Consider the following 25,183-nt stretch of genomic DNA (forward strand, 5'->3'; position numbering starts at 1 on the left):
CCAGTAAAATGAACCTTAATTAACCCGCATTTCCCTTATTTTCAAGGAATTCCTATGCCAGGCTTACTTCCCAACGTTGATCCAGCTGGATTACTCGAATTTTCAGTGGTTTACACCGACCGCTCACTCAATCATATGTCGCATGATTTTGGTCAAGTGATGCGCGATATTTCGCGCATCTTCAAATGTGCTTACCAGGCCCATTCAACTGTAATTGTTCCGGGTAGCGGCACCTTCGGCATGGAGTCTGTTGCACGTCAATTTGCCGTGAATCAAAAATGCTTTATCTTGCGTAACGGTTGGTTCAGTTATCGCTGGACGCAAATATTTGAAATGGCGCAAATCACAACTGACTTACAGGTTCTTAAAGCACGTCAAGTAGCCGATCAGATTGATGGGGCTTTTATGCCTGCGCCAATCGATCAAGTAGTTGCCCTTATTTTGAAGGAAAAACCCGCAGTTGTTTTTGCTCCCCATGTAGAAACTTCGGCTGGTTTAATGTTATCTGATGCGTATTTAACAGCTGTAGGCAAAGCGGTGCAAGCAGTGGGCGGCTTATTTGTATTGGATTGCATTGCCTCTGGTGCGATGTGGGTCGATATGAAAGCCTGTAATGTTGATATTCTCATTAGTGCGCCACAAAAGGGCTGGAGCGGGCCCCCATGCTGCGCCTTAATTGGTATGAGCGAACGCGCTCGTCAAAAAATAGAGACAACCCAAAGTAATAGTTTTGCACTTGATTTAAAGAAGTGGTTAGTTACGATGGAGACTTATGAAAAAGGGGCTCATGTTTACCATGCCACGATGCCAACAGATACCTTACGTTTAGTGCGCAATGTAATGCAAGAGACCCAAGCCTTAGGTTTTGCCAACCTGCAGGCGAAACAAATTGAGTTAGGCGCAAAGATACGCGCCTTAATGGTAGCAAATGGTTTTAGTTCAGTTGCTGCAGAAGGCTTTCAAGCTCCAGCGGTAGTGGTTAGTTACACCACTGATCCTGAAATTCAGAATGGAAAAAAGTTTATGGCCCTAGGCATGCAAACTGCCGCAGGGGTACCTTTGCAATGTGATGAACGTAGCGATTTTCGGACCTTCCGAGTGGGTTTATTTGGCCTAGAAAAATTGCAACATATTGAGCGCACTGTCGCTCATTTGGAGTCTGCGATCGAACAAGTGAGAGCAGTTGAACAGCTTACGACAGCCCCTGCTTAGGGATTTTTTTTAGACAGTACCTGGTAGATGGTCGCAATAGGGAGTTAAACCCGTCGATAAAAAAAGCCGCTGAAATAGGTCAGCGGCTTTTGTTTGGCTATTAACTACTCTTTTTAGCCTCAATAGCAATTCGAATCGTGACATCATCACCTACCGCAGGGACATTTTTGCCCATATTAAATTCCGAGCGCTTTACTTTTGTGATTGCATTTGCGCCACAAAAATCAACCCCAATCATGGGATGTTTTTTACAATCAAAGTTAGAAACCTCAAGCGTTACAGGCTTGCTAACACCTTTTAAAGTAAGAACGCCCTGCATCCCCGTTAATTTATCACCTGAGAAAGTAAATTTATCGGATTTAAATGTTGCGGTGGGAAACTGCGTGGTGGATAAATAGTCTTCAGCTTGAATATGGTTATTGAACGCGCTAGAGCTTGTATCAACCGACTTAGTATCGATCGTAATATCTGCTTTCCCCGTTTTGGCAACGGGGTCAATCGTAATAGTGCCACTAACCGTGTTAAAGCGACTAGTTTGGTTAGATAAACCGAGATGGTTATAAGAAAACTCAGCAAAGGTGTGATTAGGCTCTGTGACGTAATTTTCGGCTGCTGCCATAACCTGCATATTGAAACTCAAACTGCAAATGAAGGTAACGGTACTACATAGATTGATAAATAATTTTGATTGCATTGATTTCTCCGTAAGTAATAAAAAATTCGGTCAGTTTATTTTGAATTTAAAACGAGGTAAATTTTTACTGGTACTTCATTGGCAACCGACTTGGTATCAGCCCAAGCCCCTGCTCCTAAGTCGTAATTCAGGCGCAGTAACTCAAAACTACCATTAAAGGTCATTTGCTTACCTTGGGCCTGATAGCTTGCCATAATTGTAAGGGGTTGGGTTTTATTTTTAATCGTGAGCTTACCTTTTAATTCGAGCTTACCATTCCCCAAATTTTTAATACTTTCAGATACAAATTGCGCTTTGGGAAATGCTTTACTGTTGAACCATTCTTTGCCTTGAGCCTCGTCGCGCAATTCATCGCCCCCAGCGTTAAAACTTGCCAACGCAATCCATAGATCTGCTTTCGCCTTTTCGGGGCTATCTGGGTTGAAACTCACTATCCCCCCAAATTGGTCAAAGCTACCATTAATACTCGAGCCCATTAGTTTGCAGGTGAAGGTAATTTTACTTTTAGCGGTATCAAGCGAATTAAAATCCACTGCCAGAACAGGCCCAGAAAATAAGCTTATTAAGCTACAAATGGCGCTTATTAATAGAGTTGATTTGGCAGTTAATGCTCGCAAAATTTGCATCTTGAATTGATCTCTAAAATTATTTAAAAAAAGACATGCGTTTAAGTAAGCCATCCTTATCCCAAAAATGGTGCTTTAAGGCAGCGAGTACATGTAAGGCCACTAAACTAATGAGAAGATTAGCGAGCACTTCATGAATTTGTTTCAGTAAGCGGCCCGTAGCTTTATCTTTAAGTACTAAATCGGGTAATTCAAAGAGCCCAAAATAATTAACGGTATAGCCTTTCGCCGAGCTCATTAGCCAGCCCAAGATAGGTATGGCAATCATCAGTAGATAAAAGGCTAAATGGGTAAGTTGCATGATGTGTTCTTGCCAGGCTGGTAGCCGAACGGCTAATTCTGGTGCGGGATGGGTCGCACGCCAAAAGAGGCGCACAAAAACCAGCCATAAAACAGTCAGCCCAAGCCATTTATGCCAACTAATCGCCAAAATACGCTCGGGGCTCACGGGCATATCGTTTGCAATAAGGGCGATCGACCAAGTCGTGAGCACCACTATTGCCATAATCCAGTGTAGGGCAATAGCAATATGGGTATAACGCTGTTTCACAGTTTTACTTTAAAAATCCAAAGATCAATTGTAGAATGATTATGGAAAACCAACTTGTCTAGTCTAATCTATTGATTTCACAATGAATTCTATTAGTCAGCCCTACTTAAGCGAGCGGAATGTCCCTCCCCCTATTTTGGTGGAGTTATTTGCCAATTGCGGTATCGAAATTAATGGTCCGCAGCCATGGGATATTCAGGTACACAACCCAAAGACGTATGACGCGATTTTATCAAAATGGTCGCTTGGCTTGGGTGAGTCGTACATGGACGGCTATTGGGATTGTGCCCAACTCGATGAAATGATTTGTCGCCTACTTAGTCAAGACCTTAATGAAACGGTCCATGGGTTTGCACGAATTAGAATGGTTGGCGAAGTAATACGTGCCAAATTATTTAATTTGCAATCAAAAGAGCGTGCTTTTCAGGTTGGTGAGCAACACTATGATATTGGCAATGATATCTTTGAGCGGATGTTAGATCCCCGCATGATGTATTCCTGCGCTTATTGGGAGAAGGCTAATAATTTGGCGCAAGCACAAGACGATAAATTAGAAATGATTTGTCGTAAATTAGAACTCAAGGCAGGTGAAAAATTATTAGAAATTGGCTGTGGCTGGGGTGGCTTAGCTGCCTATGCAGCTAAAAACTATGGTGTAGAGGTGCTTGGTATTACGGTTTCTAAAGAGCAGCAAGCATTGGCACAAGAGCGTTGCAGGGGCCTACCGGTAACGATCGAGTTAATTGATTACCGTGATTTACAAGGCACCTTCGATAAAATTGTTTCGGTTGGCATGTTTGAACATGTCGGTGAAAAAAATTACTTGGCTTATTTTGATGCTGCCAAGCGACTTTTAAAAGACAATGGTTTATTTTTATTGCATACCATTGGCAGTGATGTAGAAGTAACGCGTACTGACCCATGGATTGATCGTTATATTTTTCCGAATGGCAAGATTCCTTGCTCAGCTGAATTAACTAAAGCTTTAGATGGCCGTTTTTTAATTGAGGATTGGCATAATTTTGGCCAAGATTATGATAAAACCTTACTTGCTTGGCATGCTAACTTTGTGCAAACTTGGCCGCAGGTAGCAAGCGAATACAGTGAGCGATTTTATCGGATGTGGTCATACTATCTGCTGTCCTGCGCTGGTTTTTTTCGTTCACGCCAAGGTCAATTGTGGCAATTAGTCTTAAGTAAACGCTCGCGTCGAGAAGTTTATCGCTCTAAACGCTTGAAGCCGATTAATTAAATTGGGTTCACAAATACCGAGTAAGATATTTGTTTTACCCACTTCATCAAGGAAAACCATGTCATCATCTCAAATCCCAGAACTTACTGCATTACAAGGCCTTGTCTTAGGCAAGGTTGCGCATAATGCTAATTTACTCATTGGTCTTGGTGTGATGATGTTGGTTTTAGGCACAATCGGTTTTTTTGGGCAAACGGTATTTTCGCTGATTTCGGTTAGTGTGTTGGGCGGTTTTGCGATCGCTGCAGGCTTGCTACAAGGCTACCATGCGCTGCAATCACATGGCTGGAAATCTGTAAGTATTCAATTGATTATGTCGCTACTCTATATTGCTGCAGGCTTATATGTATGCTTTTTCCCCCTAGCTAGTTTGGCGGGCTTAACGCTTTGGTTAGCAGTATTCTTTTTCTTCTCTGGCCTGCTGCGTATTTTTACAGCATTTCAGCATCGGCTGATGAATGGCTGGGTTTGGGCCGCAATTTCGGGCTTAATTTCTATTATTCTGGCTGCTTTAATTATGAGTAGTTGGCCTTCTTCGAGCCTGTGGGTTCCGGGCATGTTAATTGCCATTGAGCTTGTATTGCAGGGTTGGTCGCTGGTTATTATTGGCTCGGCTGCTAAAGCATTAGCCAAATAAAACCGTAAATTTGTTTGATTTTGAAAGTAATTGAACCGCCTAATGGCGGTTTTTAACATGTCTTCAACCCATCAGCGCTTAACCTTAAATGCGGCAGCCTACTTAATTTTGGCGACGATTTTATGGGGCGGAAATGCAATAGTGGGGCGATGGTTTGTTGGGCATCTGTCACCAGCCTTACTTAATTTATTTCGTTGGATAATCGCTGCAGCAGTTCTGATGCCATTTGCGTGGAAAATTTTATTACCCCAAAGTCTATTGTGGCAGCATAAAAAACGTTTCTTGACCTTAAGCTTATTGGGCGTAGGTTGTTATAACGCTTTTTTATATATCGCTCTCGAAACTTCTTCGCCGATTAATGTCACCTTAATTGGCGCAAGTATGCCCATTTGGATGTTGTTAATTGGTTCTATTTTTTATCAAAATCGAGTCAACCCTTGGCAAATGCTTGGCGCGGTAGTGTCTATCATTGGCGTGACGGTTGTTTTATCCCGAGGCAATTTAGATGGTATTTTGATGCTTAAGTTTGTGCCTGGCGATATGTTGATGGTTGCAGCCACCTTGCTTTGGGCCTGTTATAGCTGGATGCTAAGCAAGCCTGGTAAAAGCCCAGAAAAGCAATGGCCGTGGACTGAATTTTTATTAGCGCAAATTGTCTTGGGTCTAATTTGGTCACTAGTATTTGCGGGCTTTGAATTTAGTTTGGGCTTATCGCAAATTGATTTAAGCCCGAGTCTATCTTGGCCTTTACTTATTTTTTGTGGCCTTGGCCCAGCCTTAATTGCTTATCGATGCTGGAGTGCAGGGGTAGCAATTGCCGGGCCTAATATAGCGGGGTTTTTTGGCAACTTAATTCCTTTATTCACGGCACTTTTTGCCGCCGCTTTGCTGGGGGATATGCCCCATTTATTTCATGCGGCTGCGTTTGGATTAATTGTCGCGGGCATTGTGATTTCTTCTCAGTTAAAAACGCCCAGCAAAAAGGGGTCGACTAATTTAAGGCCTAAGAATTGAGGGCAATAATCATTACAGCTCAGGTAATTTCTGCTACTGTAGAGGCTATGCGTACTTTTCTACTAGTTATTTTGGCTTTTTTTAGCCTCCAAGTTAATGCTGCCGACGCTTGGCCGTCTCGGCCTGTTAAGCTAATCGTACCCTTTTCTGCTGGCGGAGTGCAAGACTTATTGGCACGTTCATTTTCAAATGAGCTAGCTACTGTTTCTGGCCAATCGGTGATAGTAGAAAATCGGGCTGGTGCAGGCGGTACAGTTGGCACCAACTTGGTTGCGAAGTCTGCACCCGATGGCTATACCTTAGTGGTTGCAGCTGCAAGCCACAATATCAATGGCTCACTTTATTCTAAAATGCCTTACGATCCCTTGAAAGATTTTACGGGGGCAGCGTATCTAGGAAATACGGGATATGTATTGATGACAAATGCCGAATTTCCACCCAAGACAGTAGCCGAATTCATTGCTTTAGTGAAATCGAAGCCTGGACAATTTAATTATGCTAGCGCTGGAAATGGCAGCGCCTCACATCTAGCGATGGCTTATTTTACTGGGTTAGCTGGCTTGGAGATGACGCATATTCCAACCAAGGGAACTGGCGAAGCGATTAATGAATTATTAGCGGGTCGCTCTCAAGCTGTGATAGCTGCGAATATTTCTGCTTTGCCATTTGCTAAAGATAGCCGAATTCGTTTTCTGGGGGTAACTTCAGAAAAATTAACTCCCTTTGTGCCTGGGGTACAGCCAATTAACAATACCCTTAAAGGTTATGTTTTTGATAGCTGGTTTGCTTTGTTGGCGCCAGCAGCTACCCCGAAAGAGGTGATTAATAAAATTTCGACCGATATTTCCCAGCTCATAAAGCGGCCTGAGATAAGCGAACGTTTTAAAGCACAAGGTATTGAGGTTGGTACCATGACGCCAGAAGAATTGAATCAACTCTTGCGCCGCAACTATGAGCAGATGGCGCAAGTAGTCAAAATATCTGGCGCTAAAGTAGATTAATAAATTCAAGTAGATTTCAGTTGGTGATAGTTTCCCGGTTACGAACTAGTAACCACATGGCAGCCACGACTAGCGCCATACCAAAAACTTGCATGAGGGTCATGGTTTCATCCAAAAAGTACCAGCCCATTAAAATAGTTGCTAGGGGCCCCAAAATACCTGCTTGTGCCGTTACTGAAGAGCCGACCCGTTGAATTGCCAGCATCACTAAAAACATGGGAATGACCGTACAAATACTGGCATTCACTAAACTCAACCAATAAACTTGTGGCATTTGCGTAAATAGGGCGCTTGGTTCATGGAAGCCAATTTGGATTGCGCTAAAGAGAGCAGAAACGGAAGTAGCGTAAGTAACAAGACGCATACTTCCAATGCGGTTTACCATTTCGCCCGCAGCAATTAAATATGCAGCATACATGCAGGCGCTACCTAAGACTAGTAGCGTCCCGAGCCACGCATTTTCTCCCTTGGAGCCGGCATCTTGCAAAAAGACCAGAATCACCCCGAGATAGCCAACAATCATTGCATACCACTGCAGACGAGTAATTTTTTTATGCAGAAAAAAATAAGATATGAGGATGACAATAGTTGGCGTGAGATACAAAATAATTCTTTCTAGCCCTACCGAAATAAATTGCAGTCCTAAAAAATCAAGGTAACTCGAAAAAAAATAACCAATAAAACCTAAACCGAGCAATTTAAGATAATCTGTTTTGGAAAGCGCTGGTTTTTTGTTATTGCGAGATACAAACCAGTAGACGCACCAAAATAGCGGTAATGCAATCAGCATGCGAAGGGCTAATAGGGCTTCAGGCGAAACACCATAGCGATAGGCATATTTAATGATGATGGCTTTGCCAGAAAAGAGTACAGCTCCTATGCTCGCCATCACAATACTGGAAAGATACTGTTTTTGGGCTTTAAACAAGGGTAAAGTTCATGAGGTGGGGCTCAGCAAGGTAATTGAAGGTTAGTTATTGTATTTTATCGGCTGGCGCTGATAAACTAGGCAAAAGCAAATCAACAAGGAATTCTGTGCAAAATTTAAAGCCCAAATTTGAACAACTCGATGCCGCTGTTAACCATGTTGGCGATTTAATTGCTAGTCAGAGCATTGCTCTTGGTGCCGCGAAAGGTATTTTGTATAGCTTGACTGAAACTATTGGTTCGATGATTGGTGACGTCGATTTGCCAGCCCATGTACGCTCTGGCTATGAGGGTTTACTTGAAACTGCTCGAGAATTGAATCTGCAGCTCGATAAGCACGTTGATCGTTAAGTTTTTGGCACACTAAGCAGCAGATTACTTTTCTTTTGCTTGGTACCAAAGTTCAGGGCTTAAGGTAATTTGGCCTTGCTCTGTTGAGATGAGCATTTCACCATCTTGTACATTAACATGCATAGTCATGCCGCGTTCAACCCACTTACCAAGTGTTTCAATTGCTTCCTTAGGTAGCGCGATAACCTTTAAATTTTGCGCACGCGTCACTTTATGTTGAATTGCTTGCCACCAAATTTTACTTGCTTGGCCGCCATAGCAAAAGATCGCGACTTGATCTGATCGACCACAGGCTTTGAGAATACGGCGCTCTTCAGGTTGACCAATTTCAATCCATAATTGAATTGCATCCGTTAAATCTTTGACCCAAATATCTGGTTCATCGGTATCGCTTAGCCCTTTGCTAAAGACTAAATTTTCTTGTGCAAGCAGTGAAAATGCAACTAAACGCGCCATCATACGTTCATCGGTTTCCGATGGATGTTTGGCAATCGTTAATGTATGGCTCGCATAATAATTGCGATCGGCATCGGCCAGGTGTAGTTCAACTTTATGGATCGTTGCGCGTAGGGCCATAGTTGTTAATCTAAGCGCATGGTGCGATGGGGAATGCCAGCTTCGTTAAAAATGGCTCCCTCAGGAATAAAATTGAATTTGGCATAAAAGGGTATAGCCGCTATTTGGGCGTTTAAGTAAATGGAATGAATATTAAGCGATTGGGCGTATTGCACGAGTGTCGACAATAGCGCACTTCCTACGCCTTGTCGACGGCAAGCCGCTAATACCGCCATGCGCCCAATCTGGCCGATACCATCTATTGTATATAGGCGACCCGTGCCAATACAGACCCCATTGAGGAAGGCAAGGGCATGCCAAGCATGAGAATCGATGCTATCTAGCTCTAATTCAATTGGCACGTGTTGTTCCTCTACAAAGACCTCACGGCGTATTGGAGCCGCAAGGGCTTCCGCCTCTTGCCATGATTGAATTAGCAGTTTCATCTTTTGAGTATGCCAAAGAATGGTTAAATACCCCCTAATGATTCGAATTACTGAACTGCGCCTGCCTATTGACCATTCCCCCGAGGATCTGGTTAAGAAAATTATTCAACGGCTTAAACTGCATGCATTTGAGGTGCCCGAATTCTCCATTTTTAAACGTAGTTATGACGCCCGCAAAAATGTTGACCTTGCATTTATCTATACCGTTGATGTTGCGGTGGGTGATGAGCAGATAATCTTAAAGACCTTTAAGGGTGATCAGCAGATTCGACTAACACCCGATACCAGTTACCACTTTGTAACGCAGGCTTCAGCAGCTAATACTGAGCGCCCGGTAGTCATTGGTTTTGGGCCCTGCGGTATTTTTGCCGCACTAGTTTTGGCGCAAATGGGCTTTAAGCCCATTGTCCTTGAGCGCGGGAAGCCAGTTCGCGAGCGCACTCAGGATACCTGGAGTTTATGGCGGAAAAATCGTTTAAATCCGGAATCGAATGTGCAATTTGGCGAAGGGGGTGCAGGAACCTTTTCAGATGGAAAGCTATACAGCCAAATTAAAGACCCTCAATTTTACGGGCGCAAAGTGTTGCAAGAGTTTGTGAGAGCTGGCGCGCCTGCAGAAATTTTATATGTGGCTAAACCTCATATTGGTACCTTCCGCTTAGTGGGTGTAGTGGAAAAAATGCGCCAAGAAATCATTCGCTTAGGCGGCGAAATTCGTTTTGTAAGCAAAGTTGTGGGCTTTCGTATCGAAGCTCAGGCGATTCAGGCAGTGCAATTAGAAGGCGGTGAGGAGCTATTAGCAAATCATGTTATCTTAGCTTTAGGTCATAGTGCTCGCGATACCTTCAAGGTATTGTATGAAGCAGGAGTGTTTATGGAGGCTAAGGCATTCTCGGTGGGGTTTCGTATTGAACACCCACAGTCTGTCATTGATCGTGCCCGCTTAGGTTCGCATCTTGGTCATCCTTTAATTGGTGCTGCTGATTACAAATTAGTTCACCATGCCAAAAATGGGCGCTCGGTTTATAGTTTTTGTATGTGCCCAGGCGGCATGGTGGTGGCTGCCGCTTCAGAGCCTCACTGTGTTGTTACGAATGGTATGAGTCAATACTCACGTAATGAGCGCAATGCCAATGCCGGCATCGTCGTTGGAATTACTCCCACTGATTTTTTACCAGCTAACGCATCAGGTTCTGGGCCAGTCCACCCCTTAGCGGGGATAGAATTTCAACGCACTCTAGAGTCTCAGGCTTATGCTCTGGGTGGCTCGACTTATGAGGCACCGGGCCAGTTGGTAGGCGATTTTTTAGCTGCAAGACCATCTAAAGAGTTCGGTGCTGTTTTGCCGTCCTATCAGCCGGGTGTTCATCTCACTGATCTATCGACGAGTTTGCCAGTCTATGCAATCGAAGCAATTCGGGAAGCAATTCCGGCATTTGAAAAGCAAATTAAAGGCTTTGCCATGGCCGATGCTGTTCTGACTGGCGTTGAAACGCGGACTTCAGCTCCTCTACGTATTACGCGTGGCACTAACTATCAAAGTGTTAACATCAAGGGCTTATATCCTGCAGGGGAGGGGGCTGGTTATGCTGGCGGAATCTTATCCGCTGGAGTAGATGGTATTCGGGTTGCCGAAGCTTTAGCGCTGGATTTGGTAAACCGACGATAATGCGCCATGGCTTTAATCGTACTCACTGATGCAAAACTGGCTTTTGGCCATGTGGACTTACTAGCAAACACCGCTTTTTCCTTAGAAGTAGGAGAGCGCGTAGGATTAATTGGCCGCAATGGCACTGGCAAATCATCCTTACTAAAAATTCTAGCTGGCCTAGAGAAGCTTGATGATGGTACCTTGCAATATCAACAAGGTCTACGCATGGCTTATGTTGCTCAAGAACCTATTTTTGAAGCTCATGAATCAGTGTTTACTGTTGTTTCAGAAGGCGTGGCTATCGCCAAGGCCTTGCGTGCAGAGTACGAAGAATTGAGTGTAGGCGAATGGGATGATGCAGCACATCACCGCCTTGATGAATTGCAATCGAAGCTTGAAGCTATTAGTGGTTGGAATTGGGAGCAACGGGTATATGAAACTCTGGATCGCTTGCATTTAGATCCCGAGGCACAAATTGCGACTTTATCGGGCGGGAATAAAAAGCGGGTTGCTTTAGCACAAGCCTTAGTGGCCATGCCCGATGTTTTGCTTTTGGATGAACCTACCAACCATTTAGATTTAGATTCCATTAGCTGGCTGGAAAGTTTATTAAACGATTTTAATGGCGCCATTTTGTTAGTGACACATGATCGGGCTTTCTTGGATGCCGTTTGTACCCAAATTATTGAACTCGATCGAGGCATTATTCGTACTTATCCTGGCAACTTCACGGCTTATGAAAAACTGAAAGAAGATGAGTTATCGTCTGAATCGCTTGCTAATGCGCGGGCAGATAAGTTATTAGCCCAAGAAGAAGTGTGGATTCGCAAAGGGGTTGAGGCGCGCAGAACTCGGAGCATGAGCCGCATTGTGCGTCTGGAAAAATTGCGCGCAAGTAGGGCAGAACGTCGTGATGCGATGGGCCAAGTGAAGCTAGCGGTATCGGCAGGTGAGCGCAGTGGCAAAATTGTCGCCGATCTGCAATTTGTTTCTAAAGCCTATGAGCGGCCGATTGTGAGTAATTTTACTGCGACGATTTTACGCGGCGATAAAGTGGGCTTACTGGGCCCTAATGGTTCTGGTAAAACAACCTTACTCAAGTTAATTTTAGGAGAAATTACGCCAGACTCTGGAACGGTAACAATGGGAACCCGAATTGAAGTAGCCTATTTTGATCAAATGCGTGAAGCCCTTGATCTGAATGCTTCACTGGAAGATTACATTAGCCCTGGAAGTGAATGGGTAGAAATTAACGGTAATCGCAAACATGTCAAGAGCTATTTGAATGACTTCCTATTTTCCCCCGAAAGAACGAACTCACCCGTGAGTACACTTTCGGGCGGCGAGCGGAATCGCTTATTATTGGCGCGCTTATTTGCTCGACCTGCCAATGTATTGGTGTTAGATGAGCCAACGAATGATTTAGATATTGATACTTTAGATTTGTTGGAACAATTATTACAAGATTACCAAGGTACAGTTTTTCTTGTCAGCCATGATCGCTATTTTTTAGACAACGTAGTCACCAGCATTATTGCGAACGAAGGCGAAGGCTTTTGGCGCGAGTACGAGGGTGGTTATGAGGATTGGAAGATTCAGAAAGCCCGTGCTGATGCTATTTTGGCGAGCAAAACTGCCGCACCATCCATGGCAAAAAAGAAAGCCTTATCAAAGTAAATTACTGCGTAGCATACGCGCGCGCAACTCGGCAATTTCTTCTAATAAATCGAGCGCCAAGGCAACTCCTGGGGTATTGAGTTCTAGGTCTTTAGTAAGCGAAGCGGCTAAGCGAGCACGACGGAGGGAGTTGCCACTAAAACGCCAATCTTGCGGACTAGAGCCTGCTGGACTTAAAACGCCCTCAGCAACCCAAGACATAATTTGATCTGCAGGCGTGCTTGCTGCTTGGCATAATTCCACAATGGTCATGTGTACTTCTTCTTCGACCACACTGGTTTGAAAAATAGTGATATTAGTCTGAATCATGGCATCTTCCCCTTTTTCTACGCACGTGGGTTAAAGTCAAATGCTTTGGCAAAATTACTATAGGCCTCTTTATGGGCTTCGCTATCTGCTGGCGGCAAAGTAATGGTGAGCACGGCATAAAGATCACCCGCTTCTTTACCAGGAATGCCGCGACCTTTGAGGCGGAGTTTACGACCACCACTCGAGTTGGCGGGAATATTCATCGCTACTGGACCATCAGGAGTGGGTACGGTGACGCTAGCGCCCAGCGCAGCTTCCCATGGCGTAAGCGGTAAATCCATATAGATATCGCGGCCATCAACGCGATAAAGCGGATGAGGATGAAAAGCAATTTCTAAGTAGAGATCGCCAGCTCCACCTTCACCCATGCCTGGCCCACCTTGCCCCGCTAAGCGAAGACTTTGCCCAGCGCGAATACCTTTGGGAATAGTGACATCAAGTTTGCGTTCCTGTGCGACTAAATTACCATTCTGATCATAAGTAGGCATTTGCAGACTAATGCTGCGCTTAGCACCCTGAAAGGCATCGTTGAGATCAATCATAATTTTGGCGTGATGATCTTGGCCTTTAAAGTTCATATTGGCACTACGTCTTTGTTGACGTTGACCTCCACGTGCTTGTCGCCCAAATAAGGATTCAAAAAATTCACTTTGGTCACCACCATAGTTGCCATCGTTGAATTCAAAGCCTGAATTCCAATCGGGTGGCGGAGTAAAGTCTTGACCGCTTTTCCATTGGCTGCCCATTTGATCGTAGGCTGCCCGTTTTTCTGGGTCTTTGAGTACCGCAAAGGCTTCACCAACTTGCTTGAAGCGCTCTTCGGCGCCTGCTTCTTTGCTTACGTCGGGATGGTATTTGCGCGCCAGTTTACGGTAGGATTGTTTAATCTCATCTTGAGTTGCGGTGCGGGCAACACCAAGCGTTTCGTAATAGTCCTGAAATTTCATGGTTTGATTTTACAGATAATTTTTAAGGTGCCAGATCAAACACTAGCACTTCCGCAGCCTGCCCCTGCCTAAGGTGGAGATGTTCTTCCTCGGCAATGAGTAAGGCATCACCTGCCTGTAGAAGCTGTTCATTAACCATTAATGTTCCCCGAACTAAATGAACATAAGCTTTACGCTGAGGATTAAGTTTGAGATCAGCAGTTTGCGCACCAGAAAATAAACCAGCATAGAGTTTGGCGTCAGCCGTCATAACTACTGAATTATGAGCACCATTAGGCGAAGCAATTAAGCGCAGCTGACCCTCTTTTCCTAGGGTGGGAATCGTTTTTTGCTCATAACTAGGGGTAATTTCTGCTGTACTTGGCTCAAGCCAAATTTGTAAGAGGTGGGTGGTGGTATCGTGCGCATGATTAAACTCGCTGTGGGTTACTCCTGTGCCTGCACTCATCCGTTGTACGTCACCTGGTGGAATGCCTTCGACATTACCCATGCTATCTTCATGTGCAAGCACACCCTCGAGTACATACGTAATAATTTCCATGTTCCGATGAGCGTGTTTACCGAAACCTTTGCCAGCTGCCACCCAATCTTCGTTAATCACCCTTAAATTGCCCCAGCCCATAAAGCGGGGATCGTGATACCCCGCAAAAGAAAAAGAGTGAAAACTTTTTAGCCAACCATGATCTGCATAACCACGTTCGTTTGACTTACGGAGTAATTGCATGCTTTAACTAGGGTCGACTTTATCAGGAAATGTAGTTGAAGAGTATTGAATGATTGCGCTGGAAAAAGCTAATAATAAAATCGCTCCCGCCATAATTAATATCTGCAGATTAGCTTCATGATTAGTGCTAACTATATCGATGATCAAACGGGTCACTGCCGTTATTGCCACGGCTATGAGAAAGCGAACTGGCATCCGGTTGGTTTTAAAGTAAACCCCAATCATGGCGCCAATTTCTAGATAGATAAATAGCAAAATGAGTTCACCAACAGTGGCAAAGCCTTTTTGGAACATGGCAATAAAGGCGTCTCCCGCTGACCAAACCGTAGCCATACCAATAGCAAATAAAGCCAGCCGATGAAAAATAGAGACCAGTAGGTTGCCAAACGGAATCGACCAGCGCTCAAAATTGCGTTCTAGCTTTGAAACCTCACGTGGTGTATCGGATTGCATGAAGACTCCTTTCATGGTGCCTGGTTGAATTTATATTGGGCATTGATGATGCTAAACGATTCGGCCAAAAACTGCTAATAGAACGCAGTTTCTCCTTAATTGAGTCCTATTCGTTGTTATTTGGACTCTTACTAGGGGTATTTTGCGGGTATGACAACCGCTTAAAAAGAGGCACAAGCGATAACTAGATAAACTAGGGGGATGCGGGGACAAATATCGATTCGAGTAGCTTGGCTGATACTGGCTCTGGCTATTTTCACCTACCTTTTTGGCTTAGATAGTCGCTTTGCCCCCAAAAATGGTGACGAATATGTGTATATGCATATTACGCGTATGACTGCAGAAGCGCAGACCTGGTTGCCACTGCAATCGGCCCTAGAGGGGATGCAAAATACTAAGCCCCCCTTATTATTTTGGCAAGGCATCGCCACAGCGGGCTGGGGTAATCATTGGTCTTTATGGAATTTGCGCTGGCCGAGTGTCTTATATACTGGCCTTACCGCATTTTTTCTATTCCTAGCGGTGCGGCGCTTTACCCGCGACTGGCGTACTGGCTGTTTGGCAGCCTTCATTTGGCTCAGTTTTTTTGCGAGCTATCGATATGGGCGCCCCTTTCTCACCGATCCACCCGAAGTCTTTTGGCTTACCTTACCGTTCTTTGCTTTGTTGTATTGGGGTCGCGCAGCGTTTGAATCAAAATGGCTTTTTCCATTTTGCGCAGCGGGGTGTTTTGGCATTGCTTTTCTTTATAAGTCATTTGCCTATGTTGTACCGGTATGCCTTGCTATAAGCCTTTGGTATTGGCGTTTTCGACATCGTTCTATTACTCAAGTCATGCGTAGCGATGGCTTAAAGATCATCGGCATTGGCATTCTAGCGCTAGCAATTTTTTCTTTATGGTTTGTAATTGATCCAGAGCCGGCAGCAGTTTGGCGTGAATTCGTGGTCGGCGAAAATGCGGGTAAATTTGAGATACGTAATTTTGCCTATCTACAGGATTTGCTATGGGGTGGAGATAGCCTATGGATGCTACTAGTGGCTTTCCTCGCGAACACGGGTTTATTTATTTTTGTTTTGCTTTCTACCTTGGCGCAAAGTTGGCGCGAGCGCCATCGTAGCAGCATGGAAGAAGTGCTCCTCTGGTTACTCATCCTTACTTTCCTCTTAATTTTTAGTTTGCCAAGTCAACGCTCCGGTCGATATTTATTGCCGGTCATGCCAGCTGTTGCTGCCCTCATTGCTATACATTGGAATCGTTTGCCGCTCTGGGGATTTCAACTTGCCTTACTGCTTGAGCTCTTGATAGTGCTGGCATTCGTTTGGTTTGGGTGGAATTTATCATGGCCGTTTGCTTTTTGGCATTGGGTTCTATTGGCTGCCGCGTTAGGCACTGTGTTAATCGGGCTCTGGCGCCGGGAGGCAACTAAACTAAGCGCTTTAGTGAGCAGTTTTATTGCTTGCACCTTGCTAGCTAGCAGCCTTGGGCCATTAGAGTCGCAATTAGGGCGTTATAGTCCGACAACAATTGCAGCAATCGAGAATCAAGATGTATGGGTACCGTGTGATTATCGGGCTAAAGATGAAGAATATCGCTTGCTTATGCCTGGCGCTCGAATTCATGGCTATCAACAAGATGCAGCCCACAATATAGCTAAGCTCAGCAGCCAATATCCTTTATTTGCCGTGCATTCATCACCTGCAGAACAATTGGTTTTGTGCGAGGGTTGTAAAATTATTGGACAGCGTAGTGAAATGCGCGCACGGCAAAGCGAGGATGAAATTTTGGCGATTCTGTTAGGTCAAATTAACCAAAATTTATTTTTGAACGAATACCTGATTGCCGCACCTGCTGTTGATTTATCAACTAGCCTGCGACTAAAGGAAGCTTGTCGATGAAGCGAATTTTTAGTTTAACGGCTTTATTGCTTGCTGCTGCTTATGCCATTTTTTATCTGAATGGCTTACCAGTTTGGTCTGAGTTTAGGCCACCCTTGTTTGATGTTGGGGCAGCAGTCAGAGAAAAAACGCCTAGTAATGTAGCTGCGAATCTAATGTGGAACGCGTTTGATCCTCAGCAGACTGGTGCTTGGGTTGCTAGCTCAATGGCAGCCTCTGTGCACGCAGCATCTTTAATTCCATTAAGTGATGGTAATTTAAGGGCATTTTGGTTTGCTGGAAGCCGTGAGGGGGCGGCTGATGTAGTGATTCTTTCTTCGATGCTCAATACCAAAACGGGTCATTGGAGTGAGCCAACCGTAGTAATGGATCGCGTTACTGCCGAAAAAGGGCTATCGCGTTATATCGCTAAATTGGGTAACCCAGTTCCAGCATGGGATACCGATGGACGCTTACGACTATTTTTTGTCACAGTATCTGTGGGTGGTTGGGCTGGTAGTTCAATTAGCACGATCGTATCTAATGATGAAGGTATTAATTGGGAGCGGCCAAACCGCTTAATTACTTCGCCTTTCTTAAACCTCAGTTCTTTAGTGAAATCATCTGCTATCCGTTTTGCTGATGGTCGTTTAGGCTTACCTTCTTATCATGAATTGCTGGGTAAGTTTGGTGAGTTCCTGCGTCTTGATGCGCACCGAGTCATTGATAAGCGTCGTATGAGCTCGGGAAGAACAAGCCTACAGCCGCTTGTTTTTATTGAGTCGACCGAACAAGCTACAGCTTTTTTTCGACAAGCGCGTAGCATTGGGCCAGCCCAAATTCCAATTAGTATGACCCATTCCGCTGGTTATTGGTGGGAGCAGGCTAGTGACCTGCTGTTGCCTAATCCCAATTCTGCGATTGCCGGAGTGCAATTACCCGATGGCACTAGATTATTGGTATTAAATGATTTGGCAGTGGGTCGGCATCGCTTAGTCTTATTGATGGCGACTCCGCAAGAGACTCGATATTCTTCATGGCGCTTAATTTCTGTGCTTGAAGACGATAGCAAATTACCTGAAGCCGAACGCCGCGAATTTTCCTATCCATTTTTAACTGTGACCAGCAATGGCGATGCGCATTTGGTTTACACCTGGGATAGAAAAAAAATTCGTCACTTACAGCTGCCTGCAGAGTGGCTTAAAAATCGGCGGAGTGACCTCAGCCCATCATGAGCACACTTATCAATACCATTAACGCATTGTCAGGACAGCAATTACTCGCTTTGTTAGAAATGGCCATCACTTGTTCAATCATTTTACTTTGGTTTAGTGAGTTGATTTTTGCGCAAAGTTTCTCATTACTCATGCGTAGCTTATTGCTTTGTGGCTTAACCGGGACTTTATTTTTGCCCAGCGAGTATTGGAATTATTTAGGCGCTCCCCTCGAGTTACCTTTAGTTGCATATGTACGGGGTATGGTTGGTGATTTGAGTGTGCTTACACTCTTTTTATTATGGGCTAGTTTTTTCTTGCGCGAGAAATTATTGCTACCGCTGCAGTTCAAATTAGGCTTAGTTTTTATCGCACTGGTTTTTTATCCACTCGCCCTAGGTTTAAGTATGTTTGACCCGTATGCATGGGGATATGGGTCGTGGATTTTTTTGCTGGCTGTGCTACTAGTAGCCTTAATTGTTTGGTGGGCGCGTAGCTATGGCTTGGTATTGGCAATCGCACTGGCTTTAGCAGCGTGGGCATTTCAATGGCATGAGTCGAGCAATTTATGGGACTACTTAATCGACCCCTTTTTGTGCCTTTGGGCTTTATTGAGTTTGGCAATTAACTACTACCGGCCAAACCCAATAAAGGGATTTACAGATGAAGCTTAATCAGGAATATTGGCTTTCCGAATCAGTGGGCCCCAGCGATTGATCTCTTTCTCAAGGTGATCTTTTAGGCCCTGCTCAGATACTTTTGCCATTGGCACAATATCGATACTCGATTCATCCATGCGCGCTTTAATGGTGGGGTCACTTAAAGCCGCCTTCAAAGCCGTATTGAGTTTTTTTAGTACGGGCGCAGGCGTGCCCTTAGGTGCATAGATACCGTGCCACACTTTGACATCAAAGCCTTTTAATCCAGACTCATCTAAAGTAGGGATATTGGGTATGCTGGGTAACCGTTTTGGTGTGGTGACCCCATAGGTTTTGACTTTATCGGATTTAATAAACGGTAAGGTTTGGGTAGTTTGATCACATAATAAATCCACTTGCCCTCCCAAAAGATCGTTGAATGCGGGGCCAGTGCCTTTATAAGGAATGGTTGTGAGTTTTACACCAATTGCATCCATAAAGACTAAGCCACATAATTGTGAAACTGCTCCTGGGCCAGCATTAGCCATGGTGACTTTTTTCTCATTCTTTTTCAAATAAGCAATGAGTTCTTTGAGATTATTAGGAGGGAAATCTTTACGTGCTAATAGCACCATGGGTACATCGACTACTTGACCGATGTATTCGAAATCTTTCATTGGGTCATACGCTAATTTATCATTTAGAGCAGGCGCAGTAGCCATGCCGATGTGATAAATAAATAAGGTATAGCCATCCGGTTTAGCTTTGGCGACTTTATTAGCAGCAACCGTACCGCCAGCCCCCAAGACATTTTCAACGATGATGGTTTCGCCCAGTGACTTACCCATTGGCACTGCAATTAGGCGCGCCACAATATCCGTTGGCCCACCTGCCGCAAAGGGGACGATTAAGCTAATGGGCCGAGTAGGAAATTTTTCATCGGCTTTGCTTTGGGCGTAGGCCAAGCTTAGGCATGATAGGGCGCTAATACCTAAAAGTAGAGAAAAGACTGGCTTCGCAAAATGGTGGCGCATTTTTAGTAATTTCATTGGGCAGGCCTCCGATAGATAACTCGTTTATTCTGCCACTAGCAATGATTTGAAAAGATAGGTGTTTACCAGCAATTCAGCGCCAAAATAAGGGCTATTTGGCTTGATTGAGGGTTCTTTGCGCCAATATTACGACTGGCCGATCGATCATGCGCCCATCCAATTTGACAGCTCCTCCGTGGGATTCATAGTCCGCTTTTATAACCCGTTTAGCCCACTCAATTTCGGCACTACTAGGGTCAAAGGCTTGGCGTACTAAGCCAATTTGTTTAGGGTGAATACATAATTTACCGCCAAAGCCCATGCGTTTAGCCCGGGCAGCGTCAGCGCTAATCCTGTTTTCATCGGTCGTGCTAGTTGTTACGCCATCAATTGGGGGTGCAATTTCGGCCACCCGTGATTGAAAGACTAATTGGAAACGGGCAGTGAGTAGTTCACTTTCTTGCTCATCACACACCATTCCTAAATCAGCTTGTAAATCTAAATTACCCAAAGCTAAACGTAAAACTTGTTGGGCATTGGCAATTTCTTTGAGTCGATCAAGGCCGAGCGCAGTTTCTATCATAGGAATAATGGCAGTGTTGGGTAAAATTTGCGCAACACCATTAATTTGGTCGAGCGATTCACTTTTTGGAATTAGTAAACAGGGCGCATAGATTTCCTGTGCCAGGGATAAATCGGCACCATAATATTTTGTTCCTGGGGCATTAATACGGATGACCAGCTGTTTTTTTTGAGCCGCGCTAAACGTGCCCCAAGCTTCCCGTAATTGGGTTCGCGCAGTTTCTTTATCATTTGGACCAACTGCATCTTCGAGATCAATAATGACGCCACTAGCCCCACTATTAAGGGCTTTAAGAAAGCGATCAGACCTAGTGCCAGGGACAAACAAAAAGTTGGTACAAAAGGCGAGCGAAGTTTCAAGAGGGCTCATGATCACAGGGCTTTAATAAAAAACCTATTTTAGGACAACTACGAATGTGCCAAAGGGCTTCGATCGCTGCAGTCATTTCAGCTGCACTTGCCCCGCCACTAAATTGTGCTAAGCGCATGGCTTTTGCGGTTATTTCGGGGCGACTAAGGGTATTGCCAGGATCGCCTTTGGGTTCATCGACGCGCCCCTCAAGGCATCGACCATCGGTCAAAAAGACTTTGACTTTGCCAATCCAACGTTGGGGGTAAGCTTGATCAACCTCGTCATCTAAAATCATGGTTACACGATCACGTAAATTACAAATGGCCTCATCGTGATAGTGGGTGGCAAATTCAGATAAGCCTAAAAATTGATAGTAAGCCGCTAAAGCTAAGACTGTGCCCATTGAAAATTTGGATTGGTGGACTGAGCTTGGATCAATTACAAGTCCGAGAACATCAATGGCACCTTGATGCACCAATGCTTCAATGCGCTGAATATCACTCGCTTGCAGTTGATACCTCTGCATGACCTGAAGAAGGGCATCAGCCGCAGGGTGCGTATGGCGGCACGAGGCATGATATTTAAAGCTGGTCTCTGCTAAGGCCCACCGTTGTCCGAGGCCATCTAATAATTTTTTAGGATCGGCATCGCTCGACGTGCCTGCCGCCAAACCTTGCGGCCCTTCCAAAATATGTTGCGCTCCAGTAAAGCCGGCTTGGGCTAGATAGGCAGACATGAGGCCTGCCGCTGCGGCATGCGCGGTATGTAATTGTTTTGAATCTGCAGCATCGCGTAAAAATTCCCATAAACCAGCCGATTGGGTTCCTGCAGAGCCAAAGGCATGCAGCATTTGCGCAGTAGAGAGATTGAGTAAGCGACCTACGGTTGCTGCCGCGGCGAGGGTGCCAGCAGTGCCCGTAGTGTGAAAGACTTTATAGTGCGATCGACCTAAAAATTCTCCCACCCGAATGCCGACTTCATAACCTGCTACTGCCGCCACTAACAATTCTTCGCCTGACCGACCTAAGGCCTGAGCACAGGCTAGCGCTGCTGGAAAGACTATGGTGGCGGGATGAAAAACTGAGCCGTTATGCACATCATCTTGCTCGGCCACATGTGAAGCCGCAGCATTAGCCATGGCTGCTAAGTAGGGACTAGAGGGTTGACGCGTCAAGAGTATTTCTGCAGTACCTGCAAGATTAGTTTGGGAATGACTGAAATGGGGCCCCATTTGTTGGGCAAATTGCGCGATGATTTCTACTGGCTTAGCACTTTTTCCGGCGATTACTGAACCAAACCAATCAACTAATAAATCCTCGGCGCGATTCATGACGCTGGCAGGAATTGCTTGAGCAGATAAGTTTGCCGCGAAGTGGGCTAATTCAGCTGAGTAATTTTTCATGGTTGAAAGGGGAGATATTTAATTTAAAACTGCAGTAGCTTGCATGGTGAGCCAGCCTTCATGATCTTGTGCCCACACCTGAATGGTTTTACCACTAGGATCGCTAGTGATATCTGGAACCGCACAAACGGTAAATGGGTTAAGGTCAAAGCTAGGTCGGATGGCACGAAACTCAAAATGCTTGAGGGTGCAATTTGAAATACTTTGCCGCACTAAATCAACTAGTAAAGTTGCAATTAAGGGCCCATGCACGATTAAGCCAGGGTAGCCCTCAACCTCAGTGACATAGCGTCGATCGTAATGAATTCGATGGCCATTAAAAGTAAGGGCAGAATAACGAAACAAAAGGACATCGGTCGGGGTAATTGTTTTAGTCCAGCGCGCATTTTGGGGTGCGGGGGTAGGAACGATCGGTTTTTCGTTAGCGCTAGGCGAATCGCGGTAAACAATATCATGCTCTTCGATTAAAGCTAAACCCGCTTGATTTGAAATGGTATGGCGTACCAAGACAAATATAAGATCGCCGCTGCGGCCTGCTTTATGCGTTACTGATTCAATAGTTGATACCTTTTCAATTTGATCGCCGACAAGTAATGGGTTAAGAGGGTTAGGCCAGTCGAGGCGCCCACCTGCCCACATCCGTCGTGGCAATGGCACGGGCGGTAAAAAACCACCGCGTTGGGGATGACCATCAGGACCAATTTCTGTTTGGCGTGCATGCGGCAAAAAATAAAGCCAATGCCATAGTTCGGGTAACGCTAAAGCTGTAGGCTCAGAGGAATTGACGAGATCGGGGTAATCGAGTGTGGCAGCCAAGCAATTGATTGGCGCTACGGTAACTTGATCATGGACGACTTCAGTTTTGCCAACCCACTCTTGCAGGTGTTTGATGGTATTCGGTTCGATGCGCATACGCTATTGTGCTACGGCAATAGTAAGCTTGCCAGCCCCGCTAGTGCTGCGCAACCCAGAACTGGCATGACCCCTTTTTTATAGCGTAACAGGGCAATGGCTGCGCCAATAAAGATCAGGATACTGAACCAAGAAATCGTACCTGCTAAACCATGGGGAAAGAAGACGTGGTAGGCAAAGAACAGGCCAAGATTGGCAATCACGCCAACGACTGCTGCGGTTATTGCAGTTAGGGGCGCTGTAAAACTCAGCTTGCCATGTGTCGATTCGATGAGCGGTGCGCCAAGCAAAATAAATAAGAAAGATGGTAAAAAAGTAAACCAAGTAACGACAGTCGCAGCAAAGGCACCAGCCCAAAAGGCATTCATACTGCCAAAAAGATGTTGGGCGTAGCCCGCTAAAAAACCAACGAAGGCCACAATCATAATCAAAGGTCCAGGCGTGGTTTCACCTAAAGCAAGTCCGTCAATCATTTGCCCTGCAGTAAGCCAATGGTATTGATCAACCGCGCCCTGATAAACATAGGGTAGTACAGCATAAGCGCCGCCAAAAGTGAGAAGGGCAGCTTTGGTAAAAAACCAAGCCAGTTGCGGGTAAAGTGATTTCCAATCAAAGAGTGCAATGAGTAAGGCTATCGGGGCAATCCATAGACCAAGACCAACAACTGAGTGCATGATGAATTTTTTTAAATGGAAACGGGCATGTTCGGGTATTGGCGTGTCATCATCAATTAGGGCCGGTACAGTTGTCCCGTCAGATTTTTTGCCATGGGAACTTCCTGTGATGGCAAACACAGTGGGATAACGCTTGCCTCCCCACATGCCGATTAGCGCAGCCAAAATAATAATTATTGGAAACGCTAAATTGAAAATAAAGATGGCGATGAAGGAGGCTGCTGCAATGTACCAAAGCGCTTGATGTTTAAGCGCTCGTGAGCCAATGCGCTGAACTGCCTGAATGACTATTGCAGTAACGGCGGGTTTGATGCCAAAAAAAATCGCCGCAATAATCGGTACTTGCCCAAAGCGGATGTAAACCCACGAAAGCGCAATTAAAATAAATAAGGATGGCAGCACGAATAAACTACCCGCTAAAATTCCACCAAGATTGCGATGCATTAACCAGCCAATATAAGTTACTAGTTGCTGGGCTTCGGGCCCCGGTAAAACCATACAGTAATTTAGCGCATGCAAAAAACGGCGCTCTGATATCCAGTGGCGTTTTTCAACGACTTCTTGATGCAAGATAGCGATTTGTCCAGTGGGGCCGCCAAAACTAATAAAACCGAGCTTAAGCCAAAAACTGAGCGCCTCGCGCAGTGCGACTGGCTTCAAACTGATCCTGAATCGATTGCGGTGTGACTAAAACCACAATCGACATAAATAATTTCGCCAGTGATACCGCTCGATAAATTCGACAGTAAAAAGGCTGCCGTATTGCCAACATCATCGATAGTGACATTGCGGCGTAAGGGGGCCGAGCTAGCAACGATATTGAGAAGCTTACTAAAGTCTTTGATACCAGAGGCAGCAAGTGTTTTAATTGGACCAGCTGAAATTCCGTTGGTGCGAATACCTTTGGGTCCTAAGCAACTTGCCAAATAACGTACCGACGATTCTAAGGAGGCTTTCGCCAGCCCCATTAAGTTGTAATTCGGAATCGCGCGCAAAGCGCCTAAATAAGTCAGGGTTAGTAAAGAGGCATCAGCGCTAAGCCAAGGCATGGCCTCTTTAGCTAAAGCTGGGAAGCTGTAGGCCGAGATGTCATGGGCAATACGAAAATTTTCACGGGTAAAGCCGTCTAAAAATTCGCCCGCGATTGCATCGCGTGGGGCAAAGCCAATCGCATGAACTAGCCCATCGAATTGGGGCCAATGTTTGCCTAAATCCACAAACAAGGCTTTTATTTGATCATCGCTACTAACATCGCAGTCAAATATGAGGCTAGTTTCGAATTCTTTAGCAAATTCAACGGCTCGATCTTTGAAGCGCTCGCCGACATAAGTGAAGGCGAGTTCAGCCCCTTCACGCCTGCAGGCAGTGGCGATGCCATAGGCTATGGAGCGGTTTGACAATAGTCCGGTAATGAGAATTTTTTTGCCAGCGAGAAAGCCCATCTTAGATCCTTTGCATCAAATGTGGTTTGCTATCT

The 25,183-nt window shown here is 45.1% G+C and carries 27 protein-coding genes; 11 read left to right on the plus strand and 16 right to left on the minus strand.

Features of this window, described 5'->3' with window-relative positions; all coding sequences use genetic code 11:
* Positions 1-54: 54 nt before the first annotated feature.
* Positions 55-1,212: an aminotransferase class V-fold PLP-dependent enzyme gene (locus tag LZT22_RS06575; protein WP_233924266.1), complete on the plus strand. Its 1,158-nt coding sequence runs from the start codon at positions 55-57 to the stop codon at positions 1,210-1,212.
* 100 nt (positions 1,213-1,312) lie between these two features.
* Here LZT22_RS06575 and LZT22_RS06580 read toward each other — a convergent pair whose 3' ends face one another.
* The 3 genes from LZT22_RS06580 to LZT22_RS06590 are packed head-to-tail and all read right to left on the minus strand — an operon-like array spanning position 1,313 to position 3,082.
* Positions 1,313-1,906: a YceI family protein gene (locus LZT22_RS06580; protein WP_233924267.1), complete on the minus strand. Its 594-nt coding sequence runs from the start codon at positions 1,904-1,906 to the stop codon at positions 1,313-1,315.
* A gap of 35 nt (positions 1,907-1,941) precedes the next feature.
* Positions 1,942-2,532 (minus strand): YceI family protein, encoded by a 591-nt coding sequence (locus LZT22_RS06585; RefSeq protein ID WP_233924268.1) that lies wholly within the window; start codon positions 2,530-2,532, stop codon positions 1,942-1,944.
* Between the two features lie 19 nt (positions 2,533-2,551).
* Positions 2,552-3,082 carry a cytochrome b gene (locus tag LZT22_RS06590; RefSeq protein ID WP_233924269.1) on the minus strand — a complete coding sequence of 177 codons (531 nt, stop codon included), beginning with the start codon at positions 3,080-3,082 and terminating at the stop codon, positions 2,552-2,554.
* An 82-nt stretch (positions 3,083-3,164) separates the two neighbouring features.
* On the opposite strand from LZT22_RS06590, the gene cfa reads away from it, so the two are divergent.
* The 4 genes from cfa to LZT22_RS06610 are packed head-to-tail and all read left to right on the plus strand — an operon-like array spanning position 3,165 to position 6,986.
* Entirely contained in the window at positions 3,165-4,334 is a 1,170-nt protein-coding gene (gene cfa, locus LZT22_RS06595) for a cyclopropane fatty acyl phospholipid synthase (protein ID WP_233924270.1), read from the plus strand.
* Positions 4,335-4,392: 58 nt separating this feature from the next.
* Positions 4,393-4,971, plus strand: coding sequence for an HdeD family acid-resistance protein (locus LZT22_RS06600; protein ID WP_233924271.1), 579 nt, complete (start codon positions 4,393-4,395; stop codon positions 4,969-4,971).
* A gap of 57 nt (positions 4,972-5,028) precedes the next feature.
* Positions 5,029-5,985, plus strand: a complete 957-nt coding sequence (locus LZT22_RS06605) for a DMT family transporter (RefSeq protein WP_233924272.1) — start codon at positions 5,029-5,031, stop codon at positions 5,983-5,985.
* Positions 5,982-6,986 (plus strand): tripartite tricarboxylate transporter substrate binding protein, encoded by a 1,005-nt coding sequence (locus LZT22_RS06610; RefSeq protein WP_233924273.1) that lies wholly within the window; start codon positions 5,982-5,984, stop codon positions 6,984-6,986. Before LZT22_RS06605 ends, LZT22_RS06610 begins: the two co-directional genes overlap by 4 nt.
* A gap of 16 nt (positions 6,987-7,002) precedes the next feature.
* On the opposite strand, the gene LZT22_RS06615 is transcribed toward LZT22_RS06610, so the two are convergent.
* Positions 7,003-7,914 carry a DMT family transporter gene (locus LZT22_RS06615; RefSeq protein WP_233924274.1) on the minus strand — a complete coding sequence of 304 codons (912 nt, stop codon included), beginning with the start codon at positions 7,912-7,914 and terminating at the stop codon, positions 7,003-7,005.
* A gap of 107 nt (positions 7,915-8,021) precedes the next feature.
* Here LZT22_RS06615 and LZT22_RS06620 point away from each other — a divergent pair, with 107 nt between their 5' ends.
* On the plus strand, positions 8,022-8,264 hold the full coding sequence (locus LZT22_RS06620; protein WP_233924275.1) for a hypothetical protein: 243 nt from the start codon (positions 8,022-8,024) through the stop codon (positions 8,262-8,264).
* Positions 8,265-8,288: 24 nt separating this feature from the next.
* Here LZT22_RS06620 and LZT22_RS06625 read toward each other — a convergent pair whose 3' ends face one another.
* Together LZT22_RS06625 and LZT22_RS06630 are read right to left on the minus strand one after the other, a co-directional pair.
* Positions 8,289-8,840 carry a YaeQ family protein gene (locus LZT22_RS06625; RefSeq protein ID WP_233924276.1) on the minus strand — a complete coding sequence of 184 codons (552 nt, stop codon included), beginning with the start codon at positions 8,838-8,840 and terminating at the stop codon, positions 8,289-8,291.
* 5 nt (positions 8,841-8,845) lie between these two features.
* A complete protein-coding gene (locus tag LZT22_RS06630; RefSeq protein ID WP_233924277.1) occupies positions 8,846-9,265 on the minus strand; it encodes a GNAT family N-acetyltransferase in 420 nt (139 codons plus the stop codon).
* Positions 9,266-9,302: 37 nt separating this feature from the next.
* Between LZT22_RS06630 and LZT22_RS06635 the strand changes: the two genes are divergently transcribed.
* Complete coding sequence (locus LZT22_RS06635; protein WP_233924278.1) at positions 9,303-10,934, plus strand: NAD(P)/FAD-dependent oxidoreductase; 1,632 nt, start codon at positions 9,303-9,305, stop codon at positions 10,932-10,934.
* A gap of 6 nt (positions 10,935-10,940) precedes the next feature.
* The gene (locus LZT22_RS06640) at positions 10,941-12,593 is read left to right on the plus strand and encodes an ABC-F family ATP-binding cassette domain-containing protein (RefSeq protein ID WP_233924279.1); all 1,653 of its coding nucleotides are present in this window, start codon (positions 10,941-10,943) and stop codon (positions 12,591-12,593) included.
* Here the strand turns inward: LZT22_RS06640 and LZT22_RS06645 are convergent.
* From LZT22_RS06645 to LZT22_RS06660, 4 genes are read right to left on the minus strand one after another with little or no spacing between them, the layout of a single operon-like run.
* Entirely contained in the window at positions 12,585-12,902 is a 318-nt protein-coding gene (locus tag LZT22_RS06645) for a chaperone modulator CbpM (protein ID WP_233924280.1), read from the minus strand. The genes LZT22_RS06640 and LZT22_RS06645 overlap by 9 nt on opposite strands.
* A 17-nt stretch (positions 12,903-12,919) precedes the next feature.
* Positions 12,920-13,849, minus strand: a complete 930-nt coding sequence (locus LZT22_RS06650) for a DnaJ C-terminal domain-containing protein (RefSeq protein WP_233924281.1) — start codon at positions 13,847-13,849, stop codon at positions 12,920-12,922.
* 22 nt (positions 13,850-13,871) lie between these two features.
* Positions 13,872-14,573 carry a pirin family protein gene (locus LZT22_RS06655; protein WP_233924282.1) on the minus strand — a complete coding sequence of 234 codons (702 nt, stop codon included), beginning with the start codon at positions 14,571-14,573 and terminating at the stop codon, positions 13,872-13,874.
* A 3-nt stretch (positions 14,574-14,576) separates the two neighbouring features.
* Positions 14,577-15,026, minus strand: coding sequence for a phosphate-starvation-inducible protein PsiE (locus tag LZT22_RS06660; protein WP_233924283.1), 450 nt, complete (start codon positions 15,024-15,026; stop codon positions 14,577-14,579).
* Positions 15,027-15,227: 201 nt separating this feature from the next.
* Here LZT22_RS06660 and LZT22_RS06665 point away from each other — a divergent pair, with 201 nt between their 5' ends.
* The 3 genes from LZT22_RS06665 to LZT22_RS06675 are packed head-to-tail and all read left to right on the plus strand — an operon-like array spanning position 15,228 to position 18,789.
* Positions 15,228-16,922, plus strand: coding sequence for a glycosyltransferase family 39 protein (locus LZT22_RS06665; protein ID WP_233924284.1), 1,695 nt, complete (start codon positions 15,228-15,230; stop codon positions 16,920-16,922).
* Positions 16,919-18,136 carry an exo-alpha-sialidase gene (locus tag LZT22_RS06670; protein WP_233924285.1) on the plus strand — a complete coding sequence of 406 codons (1,218 nt, stop codon included), beginning with the start codon at positions 16,919-16,921 and terminating at the stop codon, positions 18,134-18,136. Before LZT22_RS06665 ends, LZT22_RS06670 begins: the two co-directional genes overlap by 4 nt.
* Entirely contained in the window at positions 18,133-18,789 is a 657-nt protein-coding gene (locus LZT22_RS06675) for a hypothetical protein (RefSeq protein WP_233924286.1), read from the plus strand. Before LZT22_RS06670 ends, LZT22_RS06675 begins: the two co-directional genes overlap by 4 nt.
* On the opposite strand, the gene LZT22_RS06680 is transcribed toward LZT22_RS06675, so the two are convergent.
* The 6 genes from LZT22_RS06680 to fabI form a co-directional block, all read right to left on the minus strand.
* Positions 18,786-19,802 carry a tripartite tricarboxylate transporter substrate-binding protein gene (locus LZT22_RS06680; RefSeq protein ID WP_233924287.1) on the minus strand — a complete coding sequence of 339 codons (1,017 nt, stop codon included), beginning with the start codon at positions 19,800-19,802 and terminating at the stop codon, positions 18,786-18,788. The genes LZT22_RS06675 and LZT22_RS06680 overlap by 4 nt on opposite strands.
* A 94-nt stretch (positions 19,803-19,896) precedes the next feature.
* The gene (locus LZT22_RS06685; protein ID WP_233924288.1) at positions 19,897-20,736 is read right to left on the minus strand and encodes a CoA ester lyase; all 840 of its coding nucleotides are present in this window, start codon (positions 20,734-20,736) and stop codon (positions 19,897-19,899) included.
* Positions 20,723-22,120, minus strand: coding sequence for an MmgE/PrpD family protein (locus tag LZT22_RS06690; protein WP_233924289.1), 1,398 nt, complete (start codon positions 22,118-22,120; stop codon positions 20,723-20,725). Before LZT22_RS06690 ends, LZT22_RS06685 begins: the two co-directional genes overlap by 14 nt.
* Positions 22,121-22,138: 18 nt before the next feature.
* Positions 22,139-23,032 (minus strand): MaoC family dehydratase N-terminal domain-containing protein, encoded by an 894-nt coding sequence (locus tag LZT22_RS06695; RefSeq protein ID WP_233924290.1) that lies wholly within the window; start codon positions 23,030-23,032, stop codon positions 22,139-22,141.
* Positions 23,033-23,043: 11 nt separating this feature from the next.
* Positions 23,044-24,366, minus strand: coding sequence for a chromate efflux transporter (gene chrA, locus LZT22_RS06700; protein ID WP_233924291.1), 1,323 nt, complete (start codon positions 24,364-24,366; stop codon positions 23,044-23,046).
* The gene (gene fabI, locus LZT22_RS06705) at positions 24,363-25,148 is read right to left on the minus strand and encodes an enoyl-ACP reductase FabI (RefSeq protein WP_233924292.1); all 786 of its coding nucleotides are present in this window, start codon (positions 25,146-25,148) and stop codon (positions 24,363-24,365) included. Before fabI ends, chrA begins: the two co-directional genes overlap by 4 nt.
* Positions 25,149-25,183 lie beyond the last annotated feature (35 nt).

This window comes from Polynucleobacter sp. IMCC 29146 (assembly GCF_021395195.1).
Classification (GTDB): Bacteria; Pseudomonadota; Gammaproteobacteria; order Burkholderiales; family Burkholderiaceae; genus Polynucleobacter.

Excerpts from the sequence above, each read along its gene's own strand:
- LZT22_RS06575 (WP_233924266.1), top strand. The coding sequence starts at position 55 with ATGCCAGGCTTACTTCCCAACGTTGATCCAGCTGGATTACTCGAATTT.
- LZT22_RS06580 (WP_233924267.1), bottom strand. The coding sequence starts at position 1,906 with ATGCAATCAAAATTATTTATCAATCTATGTAGTACCGTTACCTTCATT.
- LZT22_RS06585 (WP_233924268.1), bottom strand. The coding sequence starts at position 2,532 with ATGCAAATTTTGCGAGCATTAACTGCCAAATCAACTCTATTAATAAGC.
- cfa (WP_233924270.1), top strand. The coding sequence starts at position 3,165 with ATGAATTCTATTAGTCAGCCCTACTTAAGCGAGCGGAATGTCCCTCCC.
- LZT22_RS06600 (WP_233924271.1), top strand. The coding sequence starts at position 4,393 with ATGTCATCATCTCAAATCCCAGAACTTACTGCATTACAAGGCCTTGTC.
- LZT22_RS06605 (WP_233924272.1), top strand. The coding sequence starts at position 5,029 with ATGTCTTCAACCCATCAGCGCTTAACCTTAAATGCGGCAGCCTACTTA.
- LZT22_RS06625 (WP_233924276.1), bottom strand. The coding sequence starts at position 8,840 with ATGGCCCTACGCGCAACGATCCATAAAGTTGAACTACACCTGGCCGAT.
- LZT22_RS06630 (WP_233924277.1), bottom strand. The coding sequence starts at position 9,265 with ATGAAACTGCTAATTCAATCATGGCAAGAGGCGGAAGCCCTTGCGGCT.
- LZT22_RS06635 (WP_233924278.1), top strand. The coding sequence starts at position 9,303 with ATGATTCGAATTACTGAACTGCGCCTGCCTATTGACCATTCCCCCGAG.
- LZT22_RS06640 (WP_233924279.1), top strand. The coding sequence starts at position 10,941 with ATGGCTTTAATCGTACTCACTGATGCAAAACTGGCTTTTGGCCATGTG.
- LZT22_RS06645 (WP_233924280.1), bottom strand. The coding sequence starts at position 12,902 with ATGATTCAGACTAATATCACTATTTTTCAAACCAGTGTGGTCGAAGAA.
- LZT22_RS06650 (WP_233924281.1), bottom strand. The coding sequence starts at position 13,849 with ATGAAATTTCAGGACTATTACGAAACGCTTGGTGTTGCCCGCACCGCA.
- LZT22_RS06655 (WP_233924282.1), bottom strand. The coding sequence starts at position 14,573 with ATGCAATTACTCCGTAAGTCAAACGAACGTGGTTATGCAGATCATGGT.
- LZT22_RS06660 (WP_233924283.1), bottom strand. The coding sequence starts at position 15,026 with ATGCAATCCGATACACCACGTGAGGTTTCAAAGCTAGAACGCAATTTT.
- LZT22_RS06665 (WP_233924284.1), top strand. The coding sequence starts at position 15,228 with ATGCGGGGACAAATATCGATTCGAGTAGCTTGGCTGATACTGGCTCTG.
- LZT22_RS06670 (WP_233924285.1), top strand. The coding sequence starts at position 16,919 with ATGAAGCGAATTTTTAGTTTAACGGCTTTATTGCTTGCTGCTGCTTAT.
- LZT22_RS06675 (WP_233924286.1), top strand. The coding sequence starts at position 18,133 with ATGAGCACACTTATCAATACCATTAACGCATTGTCAGGACAGCAATTA.
- LZT22_RS06680 (WP_233924287.1), bottom strand. The coding sequence starts at position 19,802 with ATGAAATTACTAAAAATGCGCCACCATTTTGCGAAGCCAGTCTTTTCT.
- LZT22_RS06685 (WP_233924288.1), bottom strand. The coding sequence starts at position 20,736 with ATGAGCCCTCTTGAAACTTCGCTCGCCTTTTGTACCAACTTTTTGTTT.
- LZT22_RS06690 (WP_233924289.1), bottom strand. The coding sequence starts at position 22,120 with ATGAAAAATTACTCAGCTGAATTAGCCCACTTCGCGGCAAACTTATCT.
- LZT22_RS06695 (WP_233924290.1), bottom strand. The coding sequence starts at position 23,032 with ATGCGCATCGAACCGAATACCATCAAACACCTGCAAGAGTGGGTTGGC.
- fabI (WP_233924292.1), bottom strand. The coding sequence starts at position 25,148 with ATGGGCTTTCTCGCTGGCAAAAAAATTCTCATTACCGGACTATTGTCA.